We start from the raw sequence: 26,167 nt of genomic DNA on the forward strand, positions 1-26,167 counted from the left end.
GCGAGTTTCCTGTTCTTGAACTTTAGCGAACTTCCCTCGCCGACTTCGTTGGAAAATCGGGACTTTCGAGAACTCCGGCACGGCGCTCGCGCCGTGCCGTTCCACTCTCGGCGACCCCTCGGCCGCGAAGAATCGCCGGTGCGTCCGGGCGGCGACCGGCGCGGGCGACTCAGCGGTCGAAGCTTTCCAGCTCGTCGATGAAGCCGGAAATGACGGAGAGGCCCTTCGACCAGAAGGTCGGATCGGAGGCGTCGAGCCCGAAGGGCGCGAGGAGTTCCGAATGGTGCTTGGTGCCGCCCGCCCGCAGCATGTCGAAGTATTTCTGCTGAAATCCGGCCTCCGAGTGCTGGTAGACCGCGTAGAGCGAGTTCACCAGACAGTCGCCGAAGGCATAGGCATAGACGTAGAAGGGCGAATGGATGAAATGCGGGACATAGGTCCAGAAGGTCTCGTAGCCGGCGCCGAGCCGGATGGCGGGACCGAGGCTCTCGCCCTGCACCTTCAGCCAGATCTCGCCGATCCGCGCCGAGGTCAGTTCGCCGTTGCGCCGCTCCTCGTGCAGCTCGCGCTCGAACTGGTAGAAGGCGACCTGGCGCACGACCGTGTTGATCATGTCCTCCACCTTGGCGGCGAGGAGCCCCTTCCTTTCGCGCGGATCGGCGGCGCCGTCGAGCAGCGAGCGGAAGGTCAGCATCTCGCCGAAGACCGAGGCCGTCTCGGCCAGCGTCAGCGGCGTCGGCGCCATCAGCGCGCCCTGCGGCCCGGCCAGGACCTGGTGGACGCCATGGCCGAGCTCGTGGGCGAGCGTCATCACGTCGCGCGGCTTGCCGAGATAGTTGAGCAGCACATAGGGATGGGCGGAGGGCACGGTCGGATGGGCGAAGGCGCCGGGCGCCTTGCCGGGCCGGATGGCCGCGTCGATCCAGCGCTTCTCGAAGAAGCGGTCGGCGATCTCGGCCATCTCGGTCGAGAAGCCGGAATAGGCCGAAAGGACCGTGCGCCGCGCCTCGTCCCAGGCGATCTCCCGGCGCGGCGCCTGGGGCAGCGGGGCGTTGCGGTCCCAGAACTCCAGGGCGTCGAGCCCCAGCCAGCGCGCCTTCAGCGCGTAGTAGCGATGCGAGATCGCGCTATAGTTCGCGCGGACGGCGCCGGCGAGCGCGTCCACCACCGGCCGCTCGACGCGATTGGCGAGATGGCGGGAATCGGCGACATCCTCGAAGCCGCGCCAGCGATCGGAAATCTCCTTGTCCTTGGCGAGCGTGTTGGTGATCAGCGTGAAGATGCGCAGATTCTCGGCGAAGACCTTGGCCAGCGCCTCGCCCGCCGCGCGGCGGCGGTCGCGATGCTCGTCCTGCAGAAGGTTCAGCGTCTCCTCCAGCGCCAGATCCTCGCCGCCGACCTCGAAGCGCAGCGCCGTCATCGTCTCGTCGAAGAGGCGGTTCCAGGCATTGCGGCCGGTCATCGCCTTCTCGTGGAACAGCTCTTCCACCCGGTCCTCGAGCTGGAAAGGCTTGTCGCGCCGGAGGTCGACGATCCAGGGCCGGTAATGGGCGAGCGCCGCATTGGCGGCCATCGCCGCGTCGAGGAGCTCGTCCGGCACGCGGTTCAGTTCCAGCGGGAAGAAGAGAAGGCGCGAGGAGATCTCGGTGATCCGCCCCTGGATGTCGCCGTAGAACTTGGCCTTGGCGCTGTCCGACGTGTCGCCCGAATAGACGAGGCCGGCATAGGAGATGAGGCGGCCGAGGATCTCCTCCAGCGCCTCGTAATCGGCGAGCGCCTCGGCCAGCGCGCCGCCGCCCGGCTCCGCCGCGGTTTCGGCGAGCCGGCCGCGCCAGCGCGCGCCGAAGGCGGTCGCCATCGCGTCGCCGCGTTCGAGATCGGCCTCGATCTCCGGCGCGTCCATCGCGGCATAGAGATCGCTCAGGTCCCATTCGGGCAGGGTGCCGAGCCCCGCGCGCGCGCCGTCGGAGGCGGCGGAAAAGCTCAAGGTCGCGTGGGGCATCGGACTATCCGGTTGCGGCTGGTCGGTTGACGCCCCGTTAACTTCGCGGCAAGCCTCGCCGTCAAGCGGCTCGAAGGACGGCGCCGCGCGAATTAGGTTCCCCAGCGCGTGCCGACGAGCCGGAAGGCCTTGATGACCCAGCAGCTTCTTCTCGTCGATGACGATCCGGTGCAGCGCCGCCTCCTGGAGGCGCAGGTGGCGCGCATGGGCTACCGGTCGATCAGCTGCGAGGGCGGACGGGCGGCGCTCGACGCGCTGCGCATGGCCGCGCCCGGCCGGCTGCCGGCGGCGATGGTGCTCGATCTTTCCATGCCGGACATGGACGGCGTGGCGGTGATGGCGGAAATGCGCCGGGCCGGGCTCGACGTGCCGGTGGTGGTGCAGACGGCGAAGGGCAGCGTCGACACCGCCGTCGAGGCGATGCGCGCCGGGGCCTTCGACTTCGTCGTGAAGCCCGTCTCGCCCGAGCGGCTGCGGGCGACGCTGGAGGATGCCGTGCGCCTGTCGCAGGCGCGCCGGCGGCGCGCGCGGGCCGAGCGCGACGCGAGCCCGGCGGCCCGGCTGGAGGCGGCGAGCGAGGCGATGGCCCCTGTGATCTTCCAGGCCAAGCGCGCCGCTGCCTCGCAGATCCCGATCCTTCTCGAAGGCGAGACCGGCGTCGGCAAGGAATGGCTCGCCGCCGCCATTCTCGCCGCAGGGCCACGGGCGGCCAAGCCCTTCGTCGCCGTGAATTGCGGCGCCCTGCCCGCCGCGCTCGCCGAGAGCATTCTCTTCGGCCATGCCAAGGGCGCCTTCACCGACGCCTCCGAACGGCGGCCCGGCAAGTTTCTCGAAGCCGATGGCGGCACGCTCTTTCTCGACGAGATCGGGGAATTGCCGCTCGACATCCAGGCCAAGCTCCTGCGCGTCGTGCAGGACGGGCGCATCGATCCCGTCGGCGGCCAGGGCGGGACGCAGACGGATGTGCGCATCCTTTCCGCCACGAACCGCGATCTCGAAAAGGACGTCGCGGCCGGCCGCTTCCGCGAGGACCTTTATTTCCGCCTCAACGTTCTGGCGATCCGCGTGCCGCCGCTGCGCGAGCGGCGGGAGGAGATCATCCCCCTGGCGCGGGGCTTCCTCGCAGAATTCTCCGCGAGCGACCGGCCGGGCGAGACCCTGGCCTTCGCGGCCGACGCCCTGCATCTCCTCCAGAACTTCGACTGGCCCGGCAATATCCGGCAGCTGGAGAATGCCATCCACCGCGCCGTCGTCCTGGCGGAGGGGCCGGAGCTCGGCGCGGCCGACTTCCCGCAGATCGTCGCGCAGATGCCCGCCCTGCCGATGCCGGAGGCGCCGCGACCGATCGACACGCCCCTCCCCGACGCGAGCGAGGCGGCCCCGCCCGTCCGCCTTCTCGGCGAGGACGGCGAGATCCGTAGCCTGGAGGCGATCGAGGCCGATCTCATCCGTTTCGCGATCCTGCGCTATGGCGGCCGGCTCAGCGAGGTCGCCCGCCGCCTCGGGATCGGGCGCTCGACCCTTTACCGGAAATTGCAGCAATACGGTCTCGAAGACGTGTCGCAGACTTGAGGCGCGGCCGGAAATACGCTGTGGAAGCGCAAGCTCCACGAGCAATCGAGCAAATTGACTCGGGCTTTCGCCAGATCAAGGCCAAGATTCGCGAATATAGGGTAGCTGGCGCAGATTCAGCCGAAGTCGAACGGAATCAAGGCCATGGTTGCCGAAAGATTGCGCCTCGGTCCGCAGGTTCACACAAGCTTAACCCTTTTCTTTTGAAATGGCTTCAGAATGAGGCTAATGTCATCTTCATGCCGCAGTCCTGGCGGATTGGACGATGGTTGCGTCTTTATAAATTGTGCTCTGGGCTTCTGGGGAAAGCTGAAGTCGGGAGCGGGGATCGAGGGGACGAGTTCCGAATGCTCGGATTGACCGACGCTGTCGGCCGCGCCGCGACGCGCGCTGCCTCCTACGCCGCAATCTGCGTCCTCACCGTCTGCGCCGGCTCGGCTGTGGCGAAGGCGGAGACCCGGACCCTCAAGATCTACCATCTCCATACCCACGAGAAGGAAGAGATCGCCTACAAGAAGGACGGTCGGTACATTCCCGATGGTCTGAAGCGGTTGAACTGGATCCTGCGCGACTGGCGCAAGGAAAAGCCGGTCAACATGGACCCCCGGCTACTCGACCTGATCTGGGAAGCCTACCGCCAGTCCGGCTCGCGCGCCTATATCAATGTCGTCTGCGGCTATCGCTCGGCGGAAACCAACGGCATGCTGCGGTCCCGCACCTCCGGCGTCGCCAAGGAAAGCCAGCACATGCTCGGCAAGGCGATGGACTTCTACCTGCCGGACGTCTCGCTCGCCAAGCTGCGCGCCATCGGCCTCAAGATGCAGATCGGCGGCGTCGGCTATTATCCGACCTCCGGCTCGCCCTTCGTCCATTTCGACGTCGGCAATGTCCGACACTGGCCGCGCATGAACCGTCGTGAGCTGCTCGCCGTCTTCCCGAACGGCAACACCGTGCATGTGCCCTCCGACGGCAAGCCGCTGCCGGGCTACGAACAGGCCCTCGCCTCCTATAAGGCGCGCAAGGGCGCCAGCTCGATCGAGGTCGCCAATGCCGGCGCGGCGCCGGCCGCCTCGTCCTCCGGCGGCGGCAAGACGCTCTTCGCCATGCTCTTCGGCGGCGGCGGAGCCGACGAGGAAGAAGACAATGCCGAGTCCGACGCGCCGGCCGCGAAGCCGAGCCGCGTGGTCAGGGAAGCGCCGAAGCCGGCTCCGGTCGAGACCAAGCCCGCCCGCGAGGAGACGGTGGCCGTCGCCGCCCTCGCCGCCCCGCCGAAGCGCGAGGTGCTGCCGAACGGCGTGCCGCTGCCGATCCGCGACACGTTCGACACCAGCGCCCCGAAGGCGCCGATCCCGCCGGCGCCGCTGAAGCAGGACGAGAAGGCGGCCGAGGCCGAGCCGACCGAGGTCGCCGCGCTCGATCTCTCCCGCATCCCGCTGCCGAGCGCCGCGCCGATCCGCGAGACGGTCGCCGTCGCCGAGGCGATGAAGGTGCCGGTGCCCTCCGCACCCGCCGCCGAAGCGATGGTCGCCGCGCTGGAGACCGCGCCGAAGGCGGAAGAGGACGTCGCCGCCAAGGAATCCGGCCAGCTCGCCTATGCCGTGCCGACGCCGCGCAGCCGGCCGCCCTTCGCCAGCATCCTGAAGGACGAGACCCCGGCGCGCTCGGACACTTCCGCCGCGCTCAGCGCCATCATCGAGACGGCCGAGGTCGAGACGCCCGCCGCCGCCGCTCCGGCCCCGTCGCACGCTTCGGCCGCCATCGCTGCCGTCACGGCGCCCGCCCCGGTCCTGGCGATGGCTCCGCCGCCGGTCCTCACGAAACATGCCGACAAGCTCGTGCTCGCCTCGCTGGCGCCGCCCGTCCACAAGGCGAGCGAGACCGTGGCGGCCAATCCCGCCGTGATCCCGGAGGGCAAGACGGGCCGTTTCAAGCGGCATAGTCCGGCCGAGAGCGCCAAGGCCGCCACGTCCGAAACCCGCGTCGTGCAGAAGGCGGTCAGCGATCGCATCCGCATGGCCAATCTCGTCACCGATCCCAACACCCGCCGCGAAGTGGCGGCGATGGGGCGGCCGAACGCCACGGTGCTGGTGCGCAACGCGCCGACCTCGGTTCTGGCCGCCGGCTTCACGTCCCAGCCGGTCATGACCCAAGCAACCTATAGTTTTGCCGGGTCGGCCGTGAACTTCATGCCGATGATCAAGGTCGACTGATCCGCATCATCGCGGCAACACCGAAGACAGGCGACGGACGGGCGGCCAGGCCGCCCGTTTTCCGTTTCGGGACCAATGAAAACAAGGGACTCGGAGCCAGAATGGCCGATCGCGCCAAGCTTCGGGCCGGCACGATCGAAATCCGCCCTCGCCGCGACTGGCGACTTCCTCATAACGAATAGTTGAAATCGCATTCCCGCGTGGGGAATGCTGGTGCATCCCTAGCGGGCGCCGCCCCGGCCGGTCCTCGGCGGCCGTCTGACCATGTATAGGCCGCTCCGCTTCGCCAAGAGAGCTTTGGAAATATTCCTTCTGCTTCCAAACCGTCTTGACATCAAATATTGAATTATAAATACAAAGGCATCGGCACCGAGTTCTCGGTTCGCGCCGAAGATGACGAATTAGCACTCATGCTATTCCCGCAACACTCGGCAGGATCAACCGGCCGGATCGTTGCATGCGGAAACGATCGTGGGAAACGAGCGATACGATGGACCAGAACGAACGTCCTGAAAACAACGAGATGCTCATGGAACTGACGGCGGAAGTCGTCGCGGCCTATGTGAGCAACAATTCGCTTGCGGTCTCCGAAATTCCCGCCCTGATCTCGGACGTCTACGGGGCGCTGGGCCGCACCCATGTCGCCCCCCAGGCGCCGGTCGTCGAGAAGCCGAAGCCGGCCGTCGCGGTCAAGAAGTCGGTGACGGACGACTACATCGTCTGCCTCGAGGACGGCAAGAAGTTCAAGTCGCTGAAGCGGCACCTCATGACCCACTACAATCTCTCGCCGGAAGAATACCGCGAGAAGTGGGATCTGCCGGCGGACTACCCGATGGTGGCGCCGAACTATGCGGCGGCCCGTTCGCGCCTCGCCAAGCAGATGGGTCTCGGCCACAAGCGCCGTCGCGGCGCGCGCGGCTGAGAGGCCGGACGGCCGGAGGCGAAGCTCCGGCCCCGGATCGCCCTTCCCCTCTCCGATCTCGAACGGGACGGGGAACGGGCGACAAACGAAAAAGCCCGGCACCGCGCGAGCGGGCCGGGCTTTTTCGTTGCCGGAGGGGCCGGCCGTCGATCCTCGCGACCGGCGGCGCCCGATCGGCGCTCAGGCCATGCCGAGCGCCTGCATGTAGAGGTCGAGCACCGCGTCCTGTTCGGCGCGCTCGTTCTGGTCCTGCTTGCGGATCTGGATGATCTTGCGCAGCACCTTCGTGTCGAAGCCGTTGCCCTTGGCTTCGGCATAGACGTCCTTGATGTCGTCGGCGATGGTCTTCTTTTCCTCCTCTAGCCGCTCGATCCGTTCGACGATCGACTTCAGCTGGTCCTGGGCGACGCCCTCGACATCCGACATCGGCTCAATTCCAATCCATTCGATGCCGCGCCCGCGGCCTTGTCCTTCGTGGCCCGCACCGGCCCGCGAAGGAGCGTGGCGGCCAACGGCGCCACCATGCTTCGGCGATCCTGCGCGTAGCGGAAGGCCGTTCGATAAAAGAGTGCGGCGCGAAAGGGAAGGCCCGTCTTACTCCGGCGGACGGGCCGCGAAGGAGGCCTGCGCCGTCGGTGTCGCCTCGGTCTGGTGGCGGGCGCGCCATTCCTCGTAGGGCATGCCATAGACATGCTCGCGCGCCTCGTCCTTGGTCATCGTCTCGCCCCGTTCCTCTGCCGCCTCGCGATACCAGTTGGCAAGGCAGTTGCGGCAGAAGCCGGCGAGGTTCATTAGGTCGATATTCTGCACATCGGTGCGCTGGCGAAGATGGTCGCGCAGGCGCCGGAAGGCGGCTGCCTCCAACTCGATCCTCGCCTGATCGTCGGCATTGGTCATGGCGCGTCTCCTGTGGCTTGAGGAGGAGATATCATTCGCCGGCCGAGGTGACGCAAGGTGGCCGGGCGGCAAGCTTGCGGCAAAGCGACGGCTCTAGGTTCGGGGCCGTCGCCTCGCCTCGGATGCCGTCTTGATCGAACCGCGCCGCCTCTCTTCCGCTTCGGACGACGTCCGCAAGCTGCGGCTCGCCACGGGACTGGCGGGCCTGATGCTCCTGCTGGCGCCGCCCCACCCCGTCCGAGCCGCCGAGGACGGACCGAGCGGCGACGGCCTCGGTACGGGCGAGTTGCGCAAGGCCGAGCCCGATCTCGCCCGCGACTTCCGCGCCCCGCCCGTGACGCTCGCCGCTCCGACCTTCCCCATCGATCCGGGACTGACGGATGCGGGAGACGCGCCGGCCGAAGCGCCCACGGCCGAGCCGGAGGCGACGGAAGACATGTCGCCGCCCCGATCGCGGCCGAAGCTCGATCTCTTCGAAGGCCCTTCCTCGGGCCGGGCAACGCGGCAGAACGGCGCCACCACGCCGGCCGGACCCAGCGCCGCGCCGATCGGCGACACCGCCTCGCAGGCGGACGGGGCGGAAGCCGGACAGCGTGCCGCGCCGTCCGCGCCGGAAGCCGCCACCGGTGACCGGCCGGACAGTCTGACATTGCCGGCCGCCGCCAGCCGCGCGCCGCGCATCGGCCAGGTCGGCAGCCGCCTCAACCTGCGCACCCTGCCCTTGCGCGGCGGGCTGACCGCCACGGGCGACGAGCCCTTCGCGCCCGTCGGCACCCGGGTCGGCAGCTTCACGCTGACGTCGGCGCTGGAGCAGAGCCTCGGGCTTTCCTCCAATCTCGACGCCGCGCCGGGCGGCAAGGGCGGCGCCTTCAGCGACACCGCGCTGTCGGCGCGCTTCGTCTCCGACTGGTCGCGCCACGCGGCCGAGATCGAGGGGCTGGCGAACTATCGCCGCAATTTCGGCGGCGACCAGCCTTCCGATCCCGACGTCGCCTTAGATGGCCGCCTGCGGCTCGACATCGACCGCCTGACCACGGCGACGCTGCGGGGCGGCTTCGAATATCGCAAGGAGAATGCCGGCGATCTCGATTCGCTGAGCACCGACGGGGAAAGCCCGGACCGGTTCAACTACACGAGTTCCGCCGAGATCGAGCGCGCCTTCGGCCGGGCCTATGCACGGGGCACGCTTGCGGCCCTGCGCCAGACGATCGAGCGGAGCGACGGCATCCCGCGCGCCGACGATCAGGATTTCGACACCTATTCCGGCACGCTGCGGGCCGGCTACCGCTTCAGCCCGGCCTTCGCGCCCTTTCTGGAAACGGGCCTCGGCCGGCGCGTCTTCGACGAGGCGCGGGACGGCGCGGGCCGCGACCGCGATTCGCTGATCGAGACGCTGCGCGGCGGCATCGGCTTCGATCTCGGCGAGAAGCTCGGCGGCGAGATCGCCGCCGGTCTCGCCCATAACCGCCCGGACGAGGACGGGGCGGACGCCGTGACGAGCCCGACATTCGACGCCAAGCTTTCCTGGTCGCCCCGGCGCGGCACGGATGTCGCGCTGACAGCCGCGACGACCTTCGATCCCGATCCGGCCGGAACCTCCACCGCGACGCTCTACGAGGCGGGCCTGGCCGTGCGGCATCGCGCGACGGCGCGGCTGGCGCTCGACGGCGCGCTGACGGCCGGCTATCGCGACAGCGATCTCGCCACCGACACGGAGGCGACCTTCGGCATCAGCGCCGGCTTCAGCTACTGGTTCAACCGCTCCCTGGCGCTGATCGGCCTCGCCTCGCATCGCGAGGTCGAGCGCAGCGGCGGGAATGCCGATTACGCCGTCAGCTCGGTGAAGCTCGGCCTGAAAGTGCAGAACTGAGGCCGCAAATGCCAACGGCCCGCCGATGGGGCGGGCCGTCGACGGCATTTTCGAACCTGAGGGATCAGGCGCCCTGGATGAGGGCCAGGAGGTCGTCCTTCACCTTGTCGCGCAGGCCCGGCTGGGCCATGGCATAGGCGACATTGGCGCGGATGAAGCCTTCCTTGCTGCCGCAGTCATAGGTCGCGCCCTTGAAGACATAGCCGAAGAAGTCCTGGCCCTTGGCCAGCTTCAGCATGCCGTCGGTGAGCTGGATCTCGTTGCCGGCGCCGCGCTCCTGCGTTTCCAGGATATCGAAGAGCTCGGGCTGGAGGATGTAGCGGCCGGAGATGGCGAGATTGGAGGGCGCCTCCTCGACCTTCGGCTTCTCGACCATGCCCTCGATCTTGAAGCCGCTGCCGGCATCGACGCCACGGCCGACGATGCCGTATTTGTTGACTTCCTTCGGATCGCATTCCTCGACCGACAGGACGTTGCCGCCGGTCGTCTCGTAGACCTCGATCATCGAGGCCAGGCAGCCGCGCTCGGCCTTCATGATCACGTCGGGCAGCAGCACCGCGAAGGGCTCGTCGCCGACCAGTTCGCGCGCGCACCAGACGGCATGGCCGAGGCCGAGCGGCGCCTGCTGGCGGGTGAAGCTCGCCATGCCCGCCTTCGGCTGCATGGAATCGAGGAGCTCCAGCTCCGCCTTCTTGCCGCGCTGCGACAGCGTGTCGTTGAGCTCGTACTGGAGATCGAAATAATCCTCGATCACGGCCTTGCCGCGACCGGTGACGAAGATCAGATGTTCGATGCCGGCCTCGCGGGCCTCGTCGACGACATATTGCAGGATCGGACGGTCCACCACCGTCAGCATCTCCTTCGGAACGGCCTTGGTGGCCGGAAGGAAGCGCGTGCCCAGGCCGGCCACGGGAAACACGGCCTTGCGGACTTTCTTCATCGAATTCTCCTGCCTTTGCGTTCGGGCGCTGAATTCCGAGGGCTGTTTAGCTCGCGATTCTGCCGAGAACCAGCGGTGACATGCTCACGACGCTTTTCAAGGTAAATTCAAATCTTCGAATCGCTTGCAACCCGCGTGGTAAAGCACCTCTTAACGGGAGCCAAGCTATTCTCGGGTCGATCGACGGCGGAAGCCTCCGCATCGCCGTCGCCAGGATCGCCCGCATGCCTCGACCGGCGGAGGGCGCATGGATTCGAACGAACGGGATGCCCATGACGAAAGCCATCTCCTCCCGCGCCGTCCTTCTCGCCTCGGCGCTCGCCGCGACGCTCCTGGCGGGCGGCACCGCGCCCGCCTTCGCCGATGCCGGCTTCAAGCGCTGGATCGCCGATTTCGAAACGGTGGCGGCGAAGAGCGGCATCAGCCGCAACACCTATCGCGCCGCCTTTGCCGGCATCGACGAACCGGACCCGGACGTGATCCAGAAGGCGGCCTTTCAGCCGGAATTCCAGGACCAGATCTGGGACTATCTCGACAACCGGGTGAACGAGGTCTCGGCGGCCGAGGGCCGCGCCCGCCGCCAGCAGCTGAAGCCCTGGCTCGACCGGATAGAGGCGCGCTTCGGCGTCGACCGCGACATCCTTCTCGCTATCTGGTCGATGGAATCCGATTTCGGCCGCGTCCTGGAGCGCCAGGACGTGGTGAAGAACGTGCCGCGCTCGCTGGCGACCCTCGGCTACATGGATCCGAAGCGCGGCAAATATGCCAGGGCCCAGCTCGTCGCGGCGCTGAAGATGCTGCAGGAGGGCGACGTCTCGGTGAAGGGTCTGACCGGGTCCTGGGCGGGCGCGATGGGCCATACCCAGTTCATCCCGACGAGCTACCTCCTCTATCAGGCCGACATGGACGGCAACGGCCATGCCGATATCTGGACCTCGGTGCCGGACGCGCTGGCGACCTCCGCCAATCTCCTGCGCAAGAACGGCTGGCAGACCGGCAAGACCTGGGGCTACGAGGTCGCCCTGCCCTCCGCCAAGGCGGCCGCCCTCGCCGGGCGCAGCATGAGTCTCGCCGCCTGGAGCGACAAGGGCTTCCGCCGGGCGGCCGGCGGCCGCTTCGCCTCCCCCTCCGACCGCGCGACGCTCGTGCTGCCGGCGGGTATCGACGGTCCGGCCTTCCTGATGACTAAGAACTACTACGTGCTGAAGGCCTATAACAATGCCGACAAATACGCGCTCGCGGTCGGCCATCTCGCCGACCGGATCGCCGGCGGCGGCGCCTTCGTCATGGACTGGCCCCGCGGCTACACGCCCCTGTCGATGAAGGAGCGCTACGAGGTGCAGCAGCATCTGACCAGCCACGGCCTTTACGACGGCAAGATCGACGGCAAGATCGGCTCGACCTCGAAAAGCGCCATAATGGCCTATCAGCGTGCGGCGGGCGTCGAGGAAGACGGCAATGCCTCCAAGGCGCTGCTCGACATGATGCGGAAGAGGTAGGGAATGGCGGCGGGCGTGATCGGCGGGAAGCGGCGGCGTTCGGCGCGGCTCTGGGGACTGCCCCTGGCCGCGTTCGTCCTTCTCGTCGGCGACCTGCCCCTCGCCTTCGGTCCGGTACCGGCCGTGGCGCAGGAAGGCGCCTTCGGCTTCTTCGGCCGCATCTTCGAAAGCCGGCCGCGCCGCTATATCGAAGCGCCGCAGCCGGGCTACCAGCCGCGCCCCAAATATTACATCGATCCGCCGGTGAACCGCGCGCCGCCGTCCCGCCGCACCGACGCGCCGAAGGCGAAGGCGGCGGCACCGAAGGCCGCCGCGCCGGGCGAGACCAGCCGCGCCGCCGGGACCGGGGCCGCCGCGCCGCAGGCCCCGGCGCCGGAGCCCGTCGCGAAGGCGGCGGATGCCAAGGTCGTCCTCGTCGTCGGCGACTTCATGGCCCTGTCGCTCGCCAAGGGTCTGGAGGCGAGCGTCGCCGACAAGGCGACGATCCGCATCGCCGATCGCACCGACGGGTCCTCGGGCCTCGCCCGCGACGATCATTTCGACTGGCCGGCGCGCATCGCGGCGATCATCGACGAGGAGAAGCCGGCGGCGGTCGCGGTGATGCTCGGGGCGAACGACCGGCAGACGATCCGAACCGGAGACGACGCCTTCGCCTTGCGTTCCGAGGAATGGGTCGAGGCCTATAAAAGCCGCGTCGACGCCCTCGCCAAGGCGGTGCGAGACAAGAACGTGCCGCTGATCTGGGTCGGGTTGCCGGCCTTCAAATCGGGCAAGGCGAGCGACGACGCCGCCTATTTCAACGAACTCTACCGCCAGGAAGTCACCGAGGCCGGCGGCGAATTCGTCGATGTCTGGGACGGATTCGTCGATGCCGACGGCGCCTTCGCCGCCAGCGGCCCGGACATCGCCGGCCAGCCGGCGAAGCTGCGCAACAGCGACGGCATCACCATGACGCCGCAGGGCGGGCGCAAGCTGGCCTTCTTCGCCGAGAAGCCGCTCGACAAGCTCTTCGGCGGCAGTCTGGAGGCGATGCCCGCCGCGGCCGATCCGAATGGCGGCAAGGCGGTGCCGCAGAACCCGGCCAATGCCAGCGCCGTGCCGGCCATGGCGCTGAACAGCCCGTCGCTCGACGGCGGCGAGGCGCTGCTCGGCGGATCGGGTCCGGCGGCGCAGGCTTCCGCCGGCGCCTCGCCCTCGCCGCGCGAGCGCCTGGTGCTGGCCGGCGCGCCGCTGGCACCGGCACCGGGCCGCGCCGACGACTTTTCCTGGATGACGAAATCGGGGCCGGTCGGACCCGGCCGTCCCGGCGAGGCGCCGATCGTCTCGCGCGGCTCGGTCGATCTGGAGGCGATCCGCAGCGGCCGCGAGCGGCCGGTGCCGCTCGGGCCGATGCCCTCGCTTCAGGATGCGATCATCGACGACTGGCAGTCCGGGGCGAAGGACGCCCCCGTCCCGCGCTGAGGCACCTTCGCGGCAGGGCCGCGAAGACGAAGCGCCGCGTCAGAGCGGCAGGGTCGTCGCGCCCATCAGTTCGAGATCGATCGCCCGCGCCGCCTGCCGGCCCTCGCGGATCGCCCAGACGACCAGCGACTGGCCGCGCCGCACGTCGCCGGCGACATAGAGCTTGTCGATCGAGGTGCGATAGTCGCGGTCGCTGGCCTTGATCGAGACATTGCCGCGATTGTCGGCGCGCGTTTCCAGCGCCTGTCCGGCCTCCGCCATGAAGCCGCTGTCGAACGGCCCGGCGAAACCGATGGCGATGAAGGCGAGATCGGCCTTGATGACGAATTCCGTGCCGGGAACCGGCTTGCGGCGCTCGTCCACCTCGCAGCATTTCACGCCCGTGAGATGGCCGTCCTCGCCGACGAATTCGAGCGTGGCGACCTGGAACTCGCGGATCGCGCCCTCGGCCTGGCTGGAGGAGGTGCGCATCTTCGTCGCCCAATAGGGCCAGACCTCGAGCTTGTTCTCGGTCTTCGGCGGCTGCGGCCGGATGTCGAGCTGCGTCACCTTCACCGCGCCCTGGCGGAAGGCGGTGCCGACGCAGTCGGAGGCCGTGTCGCCGCCGCCGACCACGACAACATGCTTGGCGCCGGCCCAGATCTCGGGCGCCGCCCAGGCGGTGGACTGGACGTTCTCGCCGCCGACCCGGCGGTTCTGCTGCACGAGATAGGGCATCGCGTCGTAGATGCCGGACAGTCCGTGGGTCGGGATGCCGGCATCGCGCGGCCGCTCGGCGCCGCCGCAATAGAGCACCGCGTCATACTGCGCCGTCAGCTCGGCGAGCGGCTTGTTCTTGCCGATCTCGACGCCGCAGAAGAAGGTGACGCCCTCGCCCTGCATCTGCTCGACGCGGCGGTCGATCAGGTGCTTCTCCATCTTGAAGTCCGGAATGCCGTAGCGCAGCAGGCCGCCCGGCCGCGTCTCGCGCTCGAAGACATGCACCTCGTGGCCGGCGCGACCGAGCTGCTGCGCGGCGGCGAGGCCCGCGGGACCGGACCCGATCACCGCGACGCGGCGCCCCGTCGCGGTCTTGGCCGGCTGCGGCCGGACGAAGCCGAGCTTGTAGGCTTTGTCGGCGATCGCCTGCTCGATGGTCTTGATGGCGACCGGCGTGTCCTCGAGATTCAGCGTGCAGGCCTCCTCGCAAGGGGCGGGGCAGATGCGGCCGGTGAATTCCGGGAAGTTGTTGGTGGAATGGAGATTGCGGATCGCGCCTTCCCAGTCGTCGGAATAGACGAGATCGTTCCAGTCCGGGATCTGGTTGTGCACCGGACAGCCGGTCGGGCCGTGGCAATAGGGCACGCCGCAATCCATGCAGCGCGCCGCCTGGCGCCCGACCTCCTCGTCCGACATCGGCAGCACGAATTCGCGGAAATGCCGAATTCGGTCCGAGGCCGGCTGATATTTCTGCGTCTGCCGGTCGATCTCAAGAAAGCCCGTGACCTTACCCATGGTCGCACCCCTTTCCCTTTCGTCCCGGCCGCCAGGGCCGCGAGCCAAGACCCGCCGCGCTTCTGCCGCCCGTTCTTGGAATGCCTACAATGAATGCCCCCGGTTTCGCACGCGCGAAACGGCCCGGCGCATCAAAAAGGCGGATGCGTGGTCGCATCCGCCTCTCGAAATACGGCAGCATTACTGCCCTATTTTTCCCGCCGCCGCAAGCGCCGGGGCGCCGATTGTCAAGGGGCGGTGGTCTGGAAGCTTTCCAGCCCCTCGATGCGGCTCCACCATTCGCCGGCGCCCGGCAGGGCGGTGAACTCGTCCAGATGCGGCACCATGGCGAGATAGGCGAAATGCGGCGCGAGATAGAGATCGGCGATCGACAGTTCGGCGCCGGCGAGCCAGGGCGAATCGCCCTTGATGCGGAAGATCTCGCTCACCGCCCGCTTGGCCGCGCCGATCGCCTCGCGATGGGCCGCCTCGTTCTTGCCGCCGACGAAATCGGGAAAGAGGTGATAGCCGACGACCCCGCCGATGATCGGGCCATAGGCATAGGAGTCGATGATGCCGGTGACCATGTCCATGCGCGCCGCGTCCTTCGGCTCGCGCGGCACCAGCGCCTTGCCGGGCAGCACGGCATCGAGATAGCGGGCGATGGCGGCCGTCTCGATCAGCCGGAAGCCGTCGACATCGACCACCGGCACCTTGCCGAAGGGATGGCGCCGGAGATGCTCGTCGCTCTTCGGCTCGCCCTTCAGGACATCGACAGGCACCTGCTCGTAATCCGCGACGCCTTTCTCGGCGAGCAACATGCGAATGGTGCGGACATAGGTGGAGCCGCTGAAGCCCCAGAGCGTGATGGCGGGCATGAAGTCCTCCCTCGGTCGCGGCCGCCGACCGGCAGCCCTCGCCGCCGAAGATAGGCGCGCCCGGAACGGGGGCGATGATCCTGACGAAGCGACCACCTGTCGCGTCAATCGCGCAGCCAGTTTTCGACCTTGAGGTTCCGAACACGCTCGAACTCGCGGACATTGCGAGTGACGAGCGTCGCATCGAGGCTGAGCGCATGGGCGGCGATGAGGAGATCGTTCGCGCCGATCATGTTGCCGGTGCGTCTGAGCTCGGCTCGGATGTCTCCATAGATCTCGTCGGCGGGCTGGGTCCACGGTTCGACGGGCAATCGGGTCAGAATGACGTCCAGGCGTCGCCGAAGCTTTTCCGACCGTTTCCAAGCGACGCCGTATCTCAGTTCGGCGATGACGATGACGCTCGTCAGGACGGAGGCGGTCGGGACCTGCGCTATATGCTGGGCAATGTGCCCGTAAGGCTCCTCCATCAGATGGGAGAGGACGTTCGTATCGAGGAAATAGATCATCGCCCCGCGATCGGTTCCGGCCATGCGAAGTCCGGCTCCTCGGGCGGCAGATCCACGAAATCGGGAATGCCCTCTTCCAGAGGCTCGAGGGTCGCGAGAAGCGCCAAGAGCGACGGCACCGACATTCTGGGGGCAACAGGCTCCAACACGACGCCCGCGCCCTGTCGTCGCGCGGTCCATTCGCCCTCGGCAAGCGTCATGCCGATCGGAAGTTCGACGAATTGCAGGCCATCGCGACTGATGATCTTCACGCGCTCGTTCATCGTCATCTCCCCAACGATGGTGTGCCGATCCTTCGAGCGGCACACCACGATGCAAGATAGGCCTTATTCCGCCGCGACGCTCATCCGCATGCGCTCCATCTCCATGAGGGCGCGGCGATATTCCACCGGCATCACCTTCACGAATTTCGGACGGTGGTGCTCCCAGTCGTCCAGCATCGCCTTCGCCCGGGTCGAGCCCGTGTAATGGTGATGGTTGAGGATCAGCTGGTACAGCCGCTCGTCGTCGTGACCCGTCATGTTCGAGCTGACGTCGACGCGCCCCTTGTGCTGGAGATCGCCGCCGTGATGGTGCAGCTTCTCCAGGAGGTCGTCCTCCTCCGGCACCGGCTCCAGTTCGACCATGGCCATGTTGCAGCGCTCGGCGAAGTCGCCCACCTCGTCATAGACATAGGCGACGCCGCCCGACATGCCGGCCGCGAAGTTGCGCCCGGTCTGGCCGAGGATCACCACGACGCCGCCGGTCATGTATTCGCAGCCATGGTCGCCGACGCCCTCGACGACCGCGATCGCGCCGGAATTGCGCACCGCGAAGCGCTCGCCCGCGACGCCGCGGAAGTAGCATTCGCCGGCGATCGCGCCGTAGAGCACGGTATTGCCGATGATGATCGACTCCTCCGGCACGATGCGCGTCTCGGCGCGGGGCTTCACGACGATGCGCCCGCCCGAGAGACCCTTGCCGACATAGTCGTTGCCGTCGCCGGTCAGCTCGAAGGTGACGCCGCGCGCCAGGAAGGCGCCGAAGCTCTGGCCGGCGGTGCCGGTGAGCGCGACCTTGATCGTGTCGTCGGCGAGCCCCTTCAGGCCGAAGCGCTTGGCGACCTCGCCCGACAGCATGGCGCCGGCCGAACGGTCGACGCTGCCGATCGGCGTCTCGATCTCGACGCGCTGGCGCGTCTCGAGCGCGACCTTCGCCGCCTCGATCAGCCGGCGGTCGAGCACCTCCGCGATCGGGTGCTCCTGGCGCTCCGTCCAGCGCAGCTGGTCGGCCGTGCCGTCCGGCTTGAAGAAGACCTTCGAGAAGTCGAGGCCCTGCGCCTTCCAATGCTCGATCATCCCTTGCTTGTCGAGGCGGTCGGACTGGCCGATCAGCTCGGAGAGATGGCGCACGCCCATCGCCGCCATCAGCTCGCGCACCTCTTCCGCCACATAGAAGAAGAAGTTGATGACGTGCTCCGGCGTGCCCTTGAAGCGCTGGCGCAGCACCGGGTCCTGCGTCGCGACGCCCACGGGGCAGGTGTTCAGATGGCACTTGCGCATCATGATGCAGCCGGCGGCGATCAGCGGCGCGGTGGAGAAGCCGAACTCGTCGGCCCCGAGCAGCGCGCCGATGATGACGTCGCGGCCGGTGCGCAAGCCGCCGTCCACCTGCAGGCAGACGCGCGAGCGCAGCCCGTTCAGCACCAGCGTCTGCTGGGTCTCGGCGAGACCCATCTCCCAGGGCGAGCCCGCATGCTTGATCGAAGTCAGCGGCGAGGCGCCGGTGCCCCCGTCATAGCCCGACACGATGATATGGTCCGCCCGAGCCTTGGCGACGCCGGCGGCGACCGTGCCGACGCCGACCTCGGAGACGAGCTTCACCGAGATGTCGGAGGCCGGATTGACGTTCTTCAGATCGAAGATCAGCTGCGCCAGATCCTCGATCGAATAGATGTCGTGATGCGGCGGCGGCGAGATCAGGCCGACGCCCGGCGTCGAATGCCGGGTCTTGGCGATGGTCGCGTCCACCTTGTGGCCGGGCAGCTGGCCGCCCTCGCCGGGCTTGGCGCCCTGCGCGACCTTGATCTGCAGCATGTCGGCATTGACGAGATATTCCGTCGTCACGCCGAAGCGGCCGGAGGCCACCTGCTTGATCGCCGAGCGCTCGGGATTGGCCGAGCCGTCCGGCAGCGGCAGGTAGCGGTCGCTCTCCTCGCCGCCCTCGCCCGTGTTCGACTTGCCGCCGATCCGGTTCATGGCGACGGCGAGCGTCGCATGCGCCTCGCGCGAGATGGAGCCGAAGGACATGGCGCCGGTACAGAAGCGCTTCACGATGTCCTTGGCGGGCTCCACCTCGTCGAGCGGCACCGGCTGGAGACCGACATCCTCGGCGAGCTTGATCTCGAACAGGCCGCGGATCGTCGAGGCATGCACGGCCGAGAGATCGACGATCTTCGAATATTCCTTGAAGCGTTCCCAGGAATTGCCGCGCACGGCATGCTGGAGCGTCGCGACCGCGTCCGGCGACCAGAGATGCGCCTCGCCGCGCATGCGATAGGCATATTCGCCGCCGACTTCCAGCGAGCGGGCGAGGACCGGGTCGTCGGAAAAGGCGAGCCGATGCCGGTCGGCCGTCTCGCGCGCCACTTCCTCCAGCCCGACGCCTTCGATCGTCGTCGCCGTGCCGCTGAAGTAATGCGCGACGAAGTCGGACTTCAGGCCGACGGCGTCGAAGATCTGCGCGCCGCAGTAGGACTGGTAGGTCGAGATGCCCATCTTCGACATGACCTTCAGGAGGCCCTTGCCGACCGACTTGATGTAGCGCGTGACGAGCTCGCCCTCGTCCACCTCCGGCGGGAACTCCTTGCGCTTGTGCATGTCGAGGAGCGTGTCGAAGGCGAGATAGGGATTGATCGCTTCCGCGCCGTAGCCGGCGAGGCAGGCGAAGTGATGCACCTCGCGCGGCTCGCCGCTTTCCACGACGAGGCCGGCGGCGGTGCGCAGGCCCTTGCGGATGAGGTGATGGTGCACGGCGGCGCAGGCGAGCAGCGCCGGGATCGGGATGCGATCCGGCCCCATCTGCCGATCCGACAGGATGATGATGTTGTAGCCGCCGACGACCGCCGCCTCGGCCCGCTCGCAGAGCCGGTCGAGCGCGCCCTTCATGCCCGCCGCGCCCTGGTCGGACGGGTAGGTCGTGTCGAGCGTCTTGGTGTCGAAGCGGTCCTCCGTATGGCCGATGGTGCGGATCTTCTCCAGATCGCCATTGGTCAGGATCGGCTGGCGCACTTCGAGCCGCTTGCGGCGCGAGGAGCCTTCGAGATCGAAGATGTTCGGCCGCGGCCCGATGAAGGAGACGAGGCTCATCACCAGCTCCTCGCGGATCGGATCGATCGGCGGATTGGTGACCTGCGCGAAGTTCTGCTTGAAATAGGTGTAGAGCAGCTTCGACTTCGCCGACATGGCCGAGATCGGCGTGTCGGTGCCCATGGAGCCGACCGCCTCCTGGCCCGTGGTCGCCATCGGCGCCATCAACTGGCGGGTGTCCTCGATCGTGTAGCCGAAGGCCTGCTGGCGATCGAGCAGCGAGACGTCGGCGCGCGAGGCGCGGGGCGCCACGGGCTTCAGGTTCTCGAGCACGAGCTGCGTCGACTTCAGCCAGTCCTGATAGGGATGCTGGGTCGCGAGTTCCTGCTTCACTTCCTCGTCGGTGACGATGCGGCCCTTCTCGAGATCGATGAGCAGCATGCGGCCCGGCTGCAGGCGCCACTTCTTGACGATCCGCTCCTCCGGCACGTCGAGCGTGCCGGCCTCGGAGGCGAGGATCACGAGATCGTCGTCCGTCACGACATAGCGCGCCGGCCGGAGGCCGTTGCGGTCGAGCGTCGCGCCGATCTGCCGGCCGTCGGTGAAGCAGACGGCCGCCGGCCCGTCCCAGGGCTCCATCAGCGCGGCGTGATATTCGTAGAAGGACTTGCGCGCCTTCGACATCTGCTTGTTGCCCGCCCAGGCTTCCGGGATGAGCATCATCATCGCATGGGCGAGCGGGTAGCCGCCCTGCGTCAGGAATTCCAGCGCGTTGTCGAAGCAGGCCGTGTCCGACTGCCCCTCGTAGGAGATCGGCCAGAGCTTGGCGATGTCGTTGCCGAAGAGCTCGGAATCGACCGAGGCCTGCCGCGCCGCCATCCAGTTGACGTTGCCGCGCAGCGTGTTGATCTCGCCGTTATGCGCGACCATCCGATAGGGATGGGCGAGCCGCCAGGACGGGAAGGTGTTGGTCGAGAAGCGCTGGTGGACGAGCGCCAGCGCCGATTCGAAGCGCGGGTCGGCGAGGTCCTTGTAATAGTCGCCGAGCTGGTAGGCGAGGAACATGCCCTTGTAGACGACGGTGCGCGCCGAGAGCGACACGACGTAGAAGCCGAGATCCTCGCCCTGCCCTTCGGCATGGACGCGGTTCGAGACGACCTTGCGGATGATGAAGAGCTTGCGCTCGAACTCCTCGTCCGAGGCGATGGCGGGCGAGCGCGCGATGAAGACCTGCCGATGCACCGGTTCGGTCGCGACGATCTCCGGGGCCTGCGACAGGGAGCCGTTATAGACCGGCACGTCGCGCCAGCCGAGCACCTGCTGCCCTTCCTCGGCGGCGGCCTTTTCGAACAGTTCCTTGAAATGGAGGCGCCGCTCCTCGTCGCGCGGCATGAAGACATGGCCGACGCCGTAATGGCCGGGCTCGGGCAGGGTCACGCCCTTCGCCGCCATCTCCTCCTGGAAGAAGCGGTGCGGGATCTGCACGAGCATGCCCGCGCCGTCGCCCATCAGCGGATCGGCGCCCACCGCGCCGCGATGGGTGAGGTTCAGAAGGATCTGCAGGCCCTTCTGGACGATCGAATGGGACTTCTCGTTCTTCATATGGGCGATGAAGCCGACGCCGCAGGCGTCGTGCTCGTTGCGCGGATCGTAGAGGCCGAGGCGCCGCGCATCCGCGATGCGTTTCGAGGCGGCGGTTCCCAGACCCGTCGTGGATGGCGTATCGATCGTCATCGCGTCCTCTCTTTCGCTCGTTGCCGGCCTTATCTTAAGGCCCTTCTCCCCGGTCCTCCACCGCCATCGCGACAAAACGCCCGCCGAAGCGCTGCCTTCGGCCAAAATACGACAGCAATGTTGACCTATCTCGGCGCTTATGACAGAGCGCGCGCCAATTCGCAAGGTCGCGGATCACGGCAAAGGTGGAGGAATTCCAAACGGCGCGGCCTCCGCAAGGTCGCCCGGATGAATTTCCCAAGTTTTCGGGCTCGCGCACTCGAAGGATCGGCGTGCCGCGCCCTTCAATATCCGGCCTCCTTCTGATGCCGGATGGCGAGAAGCACGACCTCCTCCCGTCTCAAACGATAGAGCACCGCTTAGCCGCTGCCGCCAAAACGAATGAGCCATTCGCGAAAATCGGGCTCGTCGTCGTCGATCGCGCGACCGATGCGCGGCTGCTCGGCGAGAATCCGCACTCCGGCGCGAATGGCCCGCACGGCCCGTTTCGCCGCCTCGCGATCGCGCGAGTTCAGGAAACGGTGCAGCCTTTCGACATCCGCCAGGGCCGCCGGTGTCCAGATCAGCCGTGACATCGCGGCGGAACGACATCCTCGCCCGCCTCCAGATCGGCAAGCCAGCGATCGGCTTCGGCTTCGGTGAGATGCAGACCGGTTCGGGAATAGTCGTCCCAAGCCTCCCTGCCATCGCGGATGAAAGCCTCGCGCCGTTCCTCGCGCTCGACATACTGGGAAATCTCCTCGCGCATCAGCGAACCGGCGCTCCGCTCACGCGAGGCCGCGAGCCGACGCATACGAGCCTTCAACTCCCCGCCGATCGCCCCTGATCCTGCCATGCCGACAGCCCTCCGGCCGGCCGATCCGGCATCGCAACCTTTCGACCGAAGATAATGGTCGGGCGTCCGAGCGTCCATCGCCTTCGAAGGCGCGACGCGACGCGGCCTTGCCTAGAACACGGCCGGGCGATACCGAGATCGCCATGATCTTCGCCTCCGACAACTGGTCCGGCCCGCATCCGGACATCAACGCCGCCCTCGCCGAGCATGGCCGGGGCATGGCGGCCGCCTATGGCACGAGCGAGCTCGACAAGGCGGTCGAGCGCCGCTTCAACGAGATCTTCGAGCGCGAGGTCGCCGTCTTCTTCGTCGGCACCGGCACGGCGGCCAATTCCCTGTCCTTCGCCGCGCTCAACCGGCCGGGCGGCGTCGTGCTCTGCCATCGCGAGGCGCATGTCGTCGAGGACGAGTGCGGCGCGCCGGAATTCTTCACCCATGGCGCGCGCATGGCGCCGGTCGACGGGTCGCTCGGCATGATCGACCCGTTCAACCTGCGCCGCGAGCTGAAGCGCTTCAATCCCGGCTTCGTCCATGCCGGCCAGCCGATGGCCGTCTCGATCAGCCAACCGAGCGAGGCGGGCACGATCTATCCGCTGGAGGGGCTGGAGGCGATCGCCGACATCGCGCACGAGCACCAGCTCGCGCTGCACATGGACGGCGCGCGCTTCGCCAACGCGCTCGTCGCCAGCAATCTTTCGCCGGCGGAGATGAGCTGGAAGCGCGGCGTCGACGTCATGTCCTTCGGCGCGACGAAGAACGGCTGCTGGTGCGCCGAGGCCGTGGTCTTCTTCGATCCCGAGAAGGCGAAGCAGTTTCCCTATATCCGCAAGCGCGGCGCGCAGCTCTTCTCCAAGACGCGCTTCGTCGCGGCGCAGTTCATGGCCTATTTCGAGAACGGTCTCTGGCTGGAGCTCGCCCGGCACGCCAATGCCATGGCCGACGACCTGCGCGGGGCGCTGGATCGCGGCACCCATGCCAAGCAGGCCTGGCCGACCCGGACCAACGAGGTCTTCGCCATCATCGAGAAGGACACGGCCGAGCGGCTGCGGGCGGCGGGCGCCGTGTTCTACGACTGGAACCCGCCCCATTCCTCCCACGATCTCCTGAAGGAGGGCGAGATCCTCGCCCGGCTCGTTACCAGCTGGTCGACGACGCCTGAGGATGTGGCGGGCTTCGCATCGCTCATCGCCTGAGCGAAGAATTCCGGGAACCCGGCGCCCGGCTCACCGATTTTCCCTCCACCATTGGAGGGAGAATCCATGAACACGGGTACCGATGCTTTCGCGCAAGGCAAGCTCGCCTTCCAGAACAACCATCCGATGTCGTCCTGCACCTATCCGGTCGGCTCCAGCATCCGCGAGGAATGGATGCGCGGCTGGACGGAGGGGCGCAACGCCTCGCCGGGCGGCGACGGCGAGGCGGCGGGAAACAGCCATCCCAGCATGATGGGCGACGGCACCGAGGAACAGAATCTCAACCAGCGGGGCGACCCGTCGGCCCGCATCTCGGAAAGCGACGTGAAGGCGGCCTTCGGCAATAGCTGAGGCGGCCTTCGCCGGAAGAGGACGGCGGCACGACGCGACCGATATCCTCTTTCGTCAGTCGAAACGAAAAACGGCGCCCCGAAGGACGCCGTTCCAGCATTTCAGAGAAGCGGAAGGCCGCTCAGGCAGCATTCGCCTCGATCTGCTTGGCATTCGCATTGCCAACCGTCGCGATGTCGATCTTCCGGGGCTTCATCGCCTCGGGGATGACGCGGACGAGATCGATATGCAGAAGGCCGTTCTTGAGCGTCGCGCCCTTCACCTCGACATGGTCGGCCAGCTGGAAGCGGCGCTCGAAGGCGCGCGAGGCGATGCCGCGATGCAGCACCTCGACGCCCTCCGCCTTTTCCTCGGCCTTCTCGCCCTTCACGGTGAGGGTGTTCTCGCGCGTCTCGATCGCCAGATCGGACTCGCCGAAGCCGGCGACGGCCATGGTCACGCGATAGGCGTTCTCGCCCGTGCGCTCGATATTGTACGGCGGATAGGCCGGAGCGGACTCACCCTGGGACAGGGAATCCAGCGCCGAGAACAGACGATCGAAGCCGACGGTCGAGCGGTAGAGGGGCGCAAAGTCGATGGCACGCATGTTCGTTCTCCTTGAGAGCAACAGGTTCTGCGGTTGGGCTTCCGGTCCCTGGATCCCCTGACAGGCGGACCGACCGGCAACCCGCGATCCCTTTCGGCGATCGCAGGAGGAATGTGGGAAAGGCGGTTTTCGGCCGCAAGAGCCGCGACAGCGAAAAAATTCGCCCGGCTCCGCCGGCTGAACGCCACATGAATGGCGGCTTCCGATTTCGTTCAGGTGGCGGGCGCTACAAAGGCGGTCATCGATCCGGTGGACACGGATCACCGCCCGGAGCCAAGGCTCATGAAGACCATCCTCGCCGCGCTGGCCGGACTGACGGCCGCCCTTGCCCTCACCGCCCCGGCCTCGGCCGAGAACGGCTGGTTCGATGCGCCCGTCCCCTATGTCCAGGCCCGCGATCATGGCTGGGGCGGGGGCGGCGACTGGCGCGATCGCGGCGACTGGCAGCAGCGCCCCGGCCGCTGGGACGAGGACGACGACGCCCTGACCGAGCGCCAGATCGCCCGCCGCGTCATGCGCGAGGGCTTCGTGCGCATCGTCGACATCGACCGGCGGCGCGACCGCTATATCGTCACCGCCGTCCGCCCGAACGGCGCCCTCGTGCGCCTCGCGCTCGATGCCTATGACGGCGAGGTCATCGCCCGCGAGCGTATCGGCTGGGCGGCGGGCGATCGCGGCCCGGACCGTTTCGACCGGCGCCCGGCCAACGGCATCACCTTCGATCTCGGCTCCGGCACGCTCGGCATCTATTCCCGCTGAGCGCCGCCGCGCCCTTCCAAACGTCCGCGACGTCCCGTCCCTTCCGTCGCGGCCGCCGGGCCGGGAGCCTCCTCGCGAGGCTCCCGGCCCACCCGCGTGTCGCCGGTTGACTTTGGCCCGGCTCGGCGCGTTCTAGACCCATGACGCTTTCCCCCGCCCGCCCCGATCTCGCGGACATCGCCGGCAATCCGCGGCCGAAGGGCATCGAGCCCGGCACGCTGCGCACGGCGGACGGCATCGAGCTGCGCTATGCCGTGACGCCCTCGCAGCGCTTCGCGACGCGCGGCACGATCCTGCTTCTCCAGGGGCGCAACGAGGCGATCGAGAAATATTTCGAGACGATCGAGGACCTGTCGGCCAGAGGCTATTGCGTTCTTACCTTCGACTGGCGCGGCCAGGGCGGCTCGCAGCGCGTGACGCGCAACCCGGCCAAGGGGCACATCACCCATTTCGACGCCTACTTCCGCGATTTCGAGGCCGTGTTCCGCGATGTCGCCCTGCCCGACTGCCGGGGTCCCTATGCGGTGCTCGCCCATTCGATGGGCGCGGCGGTGGCGATTCTCGGCGCGAAGGCCTTTCTCAACCGGATCGAGCGCATCGTCGCCAGCGCCCCGCTCGTCGCGCTGGCCGGCGCCAGGCCGCGCACCAACCAGTTCTTCGTCGCCGCCAATCTCCTGCGCTGGACCGGCTTCAGCGGGCTGCCGGTGCGCGGCGGCCGGGGGGCCGCCGCCTATACGCCGGCGCGCAATCCGCTCACCAGCGATCGGCACCGCTTCGAGCGCAACCGCCGACTGGCGGCGGAAGCGCCGCATCTCTTCGTGAACGGCCCGACGGCCGGCTGGCTGGCCGCCGCGACCGGCGCGATGCGCCGGCTGGACGATTCGGACGTGATCGCCGAGTTGCATGTCCCGACGCTGATCGTGACTGCCGGCGCCGATGCCGTCGTGTCCAGCGCGGCGGCGGAACGGCTCGGCTGGCGCATGCGCTCCGGCCATGTCCTCGCCCTGCCGGAGGCGCGGCACGAACTGCTGCAGGAGGCCGACCGCTTCCGCGCCCCCTTCCTCGCCGCCGCCGACGCCTTCATCGGCGGGGCGATGCCGGAGGCCTAGAGCAGGTCTTTTGAACTCGGAGTCGCTTCAGTGGTGACGGCTGGGCTGGTTCGTGATTCACGTTGTCCTTTGGGGAGGCGACG

General features: G+C 67.8%; 22 protein-coding genes. 10 read left to right on the plus strand and 12 right to left on the minus strand.

Translation table 11 applies throughout. The features are described from left to right. Nucleotides 1–169: 169 nt before the first annotated feature. The gene (locus tag IEY14_RS06255; RefSeq protein WP_188907300.1) at nt 170–2,002 is read right to left on the minus strand and encodes a M3 family oligoendopeptidase; all 1,833 of its coding nucleotides are present in this window, start codon (nt 2,000–2,002) and stop codon (nt 170–172) included. A 132-nt stretch (nt 2,003–2,134) separates the two neighbouring features. Here IEY14_RS06255 and IEY14_RS06260 point away from each other — a divergent pair, with 132 nt between their 5' ends. The 3 genes from IEY14_RS06260 (at nt 2,135) to IEY14_RS06270 (ending at nt 6,706) form a co-directional block, all read left to right on the plus strand. Next, on the plus strand, nt 2,135–3,574 hold the full coding sequence (locus IEY14_RS06260; RefSeq protein ID WP_188907301.1) for a sigma-54-dependent transcriptional regulator: 1,440 nt from the start codon (nt 2,135–2,137) through the stop codon (nt 3,572–3,574). Between the two features lie 347 nt (nt 3,575–3,921). Further along, nucleotides 3,922–5,784 carry a peptidoglycan L,D-endopeptidase MepK gene (locus IEY14_RS25745; protein WP_210318284.1) on the plus strand — a complete coding sequence of 621 codons (1,863 nt, stop codon included), beginning with the start codon at nt 3,922–3,924 and terminating at the stop codon, nt 5,782–5,784. 490 nt (nt 5,785–6,274) lie between these two features. After that, nucleotides 6,275–6,706 (plus strand): Ros/MucR family transcriptional regulator, encoded by a 432-nt coding sequence (locus IEY14_RS06270; protein ID WP_188907302.1) that lies wholly within the window; start codon nt 6,275–6,277, stop codon nt 6,704–6,706. Between the two features lie 180 nt (nt 6,707–6,886). Here the strand turns inward: IEY14_RS06270 and IEY14_RS06275 are convergent, their stop codons facing one another. After that, nucleotides 6,887–7,132, minus strand: coding sequence for a DUF2312 domain-containing protein (locus IEY14_RS06275; RefSeq protein ID WP_188907303.1), 246 nt, complete (start codon nt 7,130–7,132; stop codon nt 6,887–6,889). A gap of 168 nt (nt 7,133–7,300) precedes the next feature. Further along, nucleotides 7,301–7,603 (minus strand): DUF1244 domain-containing protein, encoded by a 303-nt coding sequence (locus IEY14_RS06280; RefSeq protein ID WP_188907304.1) that lies wholly within the window; start codon nt 7,601–7,603, stop codon nt 7,301–7,303. 130 nt (nt 7,604–7,733) lie between these two features. On the opposite strand from IEY14_RS06280, the gene IEY14_RS06285 reads away from it, so the two are divergent. Then, on the plus strand, nt 7,734–9,473 hold the full coding sequence (locus IEY14_RS06285; RefSeq protein WP_188907305.1) for an outer membrane beta-barrel protein: 1,740 nt from the start codon (nt 7,734–7,736) through the stop codon (nt 9,471–9,473). Nucleotides 9,474–9,537: 64 nt separating this feature from the next. On the opposite strand, the gene galU is transcribed toward IEY14_RS06285, so the two are convergent. After that, nucleotides 9,538–10,413 (minus strand): UTP--glucose-1-phosphate uridylyltransferase GalU, encoded by an 876-nt coding sequence (gene galU / locus IEY14_RS06290; RefSeq protein WP_188907306.1) that lies wholly within the window; start codon nt 10,411–10,413, stop codon nt 9,538–9,540. Between the two features lie 272 nt (nt 10,414–10,685). Between galU and IEY14_RS06295 the strand changes: the two genes are divergently transcribed. After that, a complete protein-coding gene (locus tag IEY14_RS06295) occupies nt 10,686–11,912 on the plus strand; it encodes a lytic murein transglycosylase (RefSeq protein ID WP_188907307.1) in 1,227 nt (408 codons plus the stop codon). A gap of 3 nt (nt 11,913–11,915) precedes the next feature. Beyond that, on the plus strand, nt 11,916–13,373 hold the full coding sequence (locus tag IEY14_RS06300; RefSeq protein WP_188907308.1) for an SGNH/GDSL hydrolase family protein: 1,458 nt from the start codon (nt 11,916–11,918) through the stop codon (nt 13,371–13,373). 39 nt (nt 13,374–13,412) lie between these two features. Here the strand turns inward: IEY14_RS06300 and IEY14_RS06305 are convergent, their stop codons facing one another. The 7 genes from IEY14_RS06305 to IEY14_RS06335 all read right to left on the minus strand — a co-directional run bounded on the left by IEY14_RS06305 (nt 13,413) and on the right by IEY14_RS06335 (nt 22,044). Beyond that, nucleotides 13,413–14,867 carry a glutamate synthase subunit beta gene (locus IEY14_RS06305; protein ID WP_188907309.1) on the minus strand — a complete coding sequence of 485 codons (1,455 nt, stop codon included), beginning with the start codon at nt 14,865–14,867 and terminating at the stop codon, nt 13,413–13,415. A gap of 227 nt (nt 14,868–15,094) precedes the next feature. Continuing rightward, complete coding sequence (locus IEY14_RS06310) at nt 15,095–15,724, minus strand: glutathione S-transferase family protein (protein WP_188907310.1); 630 nt, start codon at nt 15,722–15,724, stop codon at nt 15,095–15,097. A 104-nt stretch (nt 15,725–15,828) separates the two neighbouring features. Further along, nucleotides 15,829–16,230 (minus strand): type II toxin-antitoxin system VapC family toxin, encoded by a 402-nt coding sequence (locus IEY14_RS06315; protein ID WP_188907311.1) that lies wholly within the window; start codon nt 16,228–16,230, stop codon nt 15,829–15,831. Then, nucleotides 16,227–16,493: an AbrB/MazE/SpoVT family DNA-binding domain-containing protein gene (locus tag IEY14_RS06320; RefSeq protein WP_188907312.1), complete on the minus strand. Its 267-nt coding sequence runs from the start codon at nt 16,491–16,493 to the stop codon at nt 16,227–16,229. Before IEY14_RS06320 ends, IEY14_RS06315 begins: the two co-directional genes overlap by 4 nt. Nucleotides 16,494–16,556: 63 nt before the next feature. Further along, complete coding sequence (gltB, locus tag IEY14_RS06325) at nt 16,557–21,251, minus strand: glutamate synthase large subunit (RefSeq protein ID WP_188907313.1); 4,695 nt, start codon at nt 21,249–21,251, stop codon at nt 16,557–16,559. Nucleotides 21,252–21,610: 359 nt separating this feature from the next. Then, entirely contained in the window at nt 21,611–21,826 is a 216-nt protein-coding gene (locus tag IEY14_RS06330; protein WP_210318286.1) for a type II toxin-antitoxin system RelE/ParE family toxin, read from the minus strand. Then, nucleotides 21,814–22,044 carry a CopG family ribbon-helix-helix protein gene (locus IEY14_RS06335; protein WP_244639315.1) on the minus strand — a complete coding sequence of 77 codons (231 nt, stop codon included), beginning with the start codon at nt 22,042–22,044 and terminating at the stop codon, nt 21,814–21,816. Before IEY14_RS06335 ends, IEY14_RS06330 begins: the two co-directional genes overlap by 13 nt. Before the next feature lie 185 nt (nt 22,045–22,229). On the opposite strand from IEY14_RS06335, the gene IEY14_RS06340 reads away from it, so the two are divergent. Together IEY14_RS06340 and IEY14_RS06345 are read left to right on the plus strand one after the other, a co-directional pair. Next, nucleotides 22,230–23,279, plus strand: coding sequence for a threonine aldolase family protein (locus IEY14_RS06340; protein ID WP_188907315.1), 1,050 nt, complete (start codon nt 22,230–22,232; stop codon nt 23,277–23,279). A gap of 66 nt (nt 23,280–23,345) precedes the next feature. Continuing rightward, complete coding sequence (locus IEY14_RS06345; RefSeq protein WP_188907411.1) at nt 23,346–23,630, plus strand: ribosome modulation factor; 285 nt, start codon at nt 23,346–23,348, stop codon at nt 23,628–23,630. A gap of 121 nt (nt 23,631–23,751) precedes the next feature. On the opposite strand, the gene IEY14_RS06350 is transcribed toward IEY14_RS06345, so the two are convergent. After that, nucleotides 23,752–24,216: an Hsp20 family protein gene (locus tag IEY14_RS06350; protein ID WP_188907316.1), complete on the minus strand. Its 465-nt coding sequence runs from the start codon at nt 24,214–24,216 to the stop codon at nt 23,752–23,754. A gap of 282 nt (nt 24,217–24,498) precedes the next feature. On the opposite strand from IEY14_RS06350, the gene IEY14_RS06355 reads away from it, so the two are divergent. Next, nucleotides 24,499–24,975 (plus strand): hypothetical protein, encoded by a 477-nt coding sequence (locus tag IEY14_RS06355; RefSeq protein WP_188907317.1) that lies wholly within the window; start codon nt 24,499–24,501, stop codon nt 24,973–24,975. 140 nt (nt 24,976–25,115) lie between these two features. Then, a complete protein-coding gene (locus IEY14_RS06360; RefSeq protein ID WP_188907318.1) occupies nt 25,116–26,084 on the plus strand; it encodes an alpha/beta fold hydrolase in 969 nt (322 codons plus the stop codon). Nucleotides 26,085–26,167 lie beyond the last annotated feature (83 nt).

The sequence above is a fragment of the Aureimonas endophytica genome (assembly GCF_014642635.1).
Classification (GTDB): Bacteria; Pseudomonadota; Alphaproteobacteria; order Rhizobiales; family Rhizobiaceae; genus Plantimonas; species Plantimonas endophytica.